This is a genomic window from Arthrobacter sp. HMWF013 (assembly GCF_003061105.1).
In the GTDB taxonomy this organism is placed as follows: domain Bacteria; phylum Actinomycetota; class Actinomycetes; order Actinomycetales; family Micrococcaceae; genus Arthrobacter.
On record NZ_QAIQ01000455.1, the window covers coordinates 1 to 2,717 of the forward strand.

Below are 2,717 nucleotides of genomic sequence, written 5' to 3' on the forward strand. Positions count from 1 at the left end.
AGGCCAGTGTCCCGCGGGACTCGCGGGGCTTGGCGGCCTTGCGGCGGTTCGTGGGCTTGCCGGCGCCGGAGGTGTTCTTGTCCGGGGCGGGCAGCGTCTGAAGCTTAGTCGTCATAGAAAACCCAATACTTAGCAGCGATGAAGTTGATGGCAGTGAAGATGCCGATGATGACCAGCAGGAACCAGGCCATCGCGGAGGCGTAGCCCATGTCGAACTGGCCAAAGCCCTTCTGGTAGAGGTAGAGCGTGAAGAACATGGTCGAGTCCGACGGGCCGCCGTTGCCGCCCGAGACGATGAACGCCTGGGTGAAGGACTGGAACGAGCCGATGATCTGCAGGACCAGGTTGAAGAAGATGATCGGGCTCAGCATCGGCAGGGTGATCTTCCAGAACTGCTGGAGCGTGGTGGCGCCGTCAACCTTGGCGGCCTCGTAATACATCACCGGGATCTGCCGCAGGCCGGCGAGGAAGATGATCATCGGGGCGCCGAAGGTCCAGACATGGAGCAGGATGATCGAGCCCAGCGCGGTGCTCGGGTCCGAAATCCAGCCCGGGCCCTGGACCCCGAAGATGGCCAGGACCTGGTTGACAAGGCCGGTGGTGCCGAAGATCTGCTTCCACAGGATCGCCACGGCCACCGAGCCGCCCAGCAGCGAGGGCAGGTAGAACACCGAACGGTAGAACGGCAGCCCGCGCAGCCCCTTGTCCAGGACCAGGGCGATCAGCAACGCGACTCCAAGCTGCAGTGGAACACCGACAAGGACGTACGTAAACGTCACGCCCAGGGAGTTATGCAGCCGGGCGTCGCTGAACATCCGGATGAAGTTATCCAGACCCGTCCATTCCGGCGGCTGGAGCAGGTTGTAATCGGTGAAGGACAGATACAGCGACATCAGCATCGGACCGATGGTGATCGCGACCAAACCCACCAGCCACGGCAACAGGAAAATATACGCGGCCTTGTTATCCCGGCCGTTGGCCTTCTTCTCCTCAGCACTCATCGGCCCCTTGCGGCGCTTGAGCGTAGTGAGTTCACTGATCGCGCTCATAGCGGGATCTCCATTTCACGCAGCAGGCCCGCCGGCGCCGGCAAGCGTGCCGGGCAAGGCGTCCTGGGGTTGGGTTCAGCGGCCATGTGGTCTCCTTTGGTCATCGTGGCCATCCACGTGTGGTTGATCGCCGGGGCGATCGGTGCAACGCACTGCCTGTGGTGCAAGCTCCCCCCGCGGGCTGCAACGGGTTATCGTTGCAGCAGCGATCCGGAGATGCCACCGTCCAGCGGGGCGTTGAAGAAAGCGGCTCCGTACCAAAGTAAACGGTTTCTTGACTCGTGTACAGCCCTTTGTTAGTTTTTGAGAAAGCGTTTTCTAGAACGGGCGGTCCGATCAGTGTCGAGCAGACCCCACAGCCGGAACACGTCATCCGCCCTTCGACCATCAGGCAGGCCAGTGAGCACAGCAAACCGTCCGGCCCGGCCCAGCGCCATCGCCGGATACGAGGACTGGCCCCGCTTTGTCCGGAACCAGCCGCGGTACCTGGCCCTCACGGCCGGAGCGCAGGAATTGTCGGACGCCTTGGGTGTTCCGGCTCCAGCTTCCCGAAGGGACGTCACCGTCCACTGGGAGGAAACGCACGACGGCGTCACCACCTCCCAGCTCAGCTGGCAGTTGGGATTCGGCCCCCGTACTACGGGTTGGCTGGTTCGCCCGGCCGGAGGTTCCGGGCCGCTGCCGGGCGTCCTCGCCCTGCACTGCCACGGCGGAAACAAGTTCGGCGGGGCGGACCGCCTGGTGGAACTTCCCCAGACACACCCGTCGGCGGCCGAGGCCAGAGCAGGCCATTATGACGGCCGCGCCCTCGCTACAGAGGTGGCCAGGGCGGGCTTCGCCGTACTGGCACACGACACGTTTGCGTGGGGAAGCCGGCACTTTGACCTCTCCGAGCCTCCCTGGCGGACTGCCGCGGCACTTGAGGCGAGGAAGTCGCAGTGGCGGGAGGACGGCGTCGTACCAACCGACTCGGAACTGTACAACGCCGCGGCCGGCTACCACGAGGACACCGTGGCCAAAACGGCCGGTCTGCTCGGAACCAGCCTTGCCGGGATGGTGGCCCACGACGATCTCGCCGCGCTGGAGATCCTTGCCTCGCTCCCCGACGTGGATCCCGGGCGGCTGGGCTGCATCGGATTTTCCGGCGGAGGCGGCAGGGCACTGACCCTGGCGGCGCTGAGTCCAAGGATCCGGAACTACGTGGTGACCTGCATGATGACCACCTTTGACTCCCTGCTGCCCGCGTATCTGGATGCGCATTCCTGGCTGCTGCAGACTCCGGGGCTCTGGAAGCTGGGCGACTGGCCGGAGCTTACCGCCAGATCCGGAGCGGACGGGTTCCTGGTGCAGTACGCCCTCGCTGACCAGCTCTTCCCGGAGGCCGGCATGCGCGAGGCCCACAGGATCCTGGCGACGCTCCACCCGGACAGTTACGCAGGACGTTTCTGGCCGGGCGGGCACGTCTTCACTGCAGCGATGCAGAATGAAGCGATCACGTACTTAGCCCGGACCCTGGGCGCCGGCAGCCCCGCCGCACAGGCCCATTCCACCGTTCCCACACCTTAGGCACCGAGGACCATTGATGACCCAGCAATCCGCCTTCACAGCAGAAGGCACCAAAGAACCGCGCTCGAACGTCGAGGCAGGAGTGGCTCCGGCTGCCCGGCC

2 protein-coding genes are annotated in these 2,717 nt (G+C 64.7%); one reads left to right on the plus strand and one right to left on the minus strand.

What is annotated here, in order from left to right:
• Window positions 1–104: 104 nt before the first annotated feature.
• Window positions 105–1,049, minus strand: a complete 945-nt coding sequence (locus DBR22_RS16420; protein WP_108599901.1) for a carbohydrate ABC transporter permease — start codon at window positions 1,047–1,049, stop codon at window positions 105–107.
• Window positions 1,050–1,448: 399 nt separating this feature from the next.
• On the opposite strand from DBR22_RS16420, the gene DBR22_RS16425 reads away from it, so the two are divergent.
• Window positions 1,449–2,615, plus strand: coding sequence for an acetylxylan esterase (locus DBR22_RS16425; protein ID WP_108599902.1), 1,167 nt, complete (start codon window positions 1,449–1,451; stop codon window positions 2,613–2,615).
• Window positions 2,616–2,717 lie beyond the last annotated feature (102 nt).

Excerpts from the sequence above, each read along its gene's own strand:
- DBR22_RS16420 (WP_108599901.1), bottom strand. The coding sequence starts at position 1,049 with ATGAGCGCGATCAGTGAACTCACTACGCTCAAGCGCCGCAAGGGGCCG.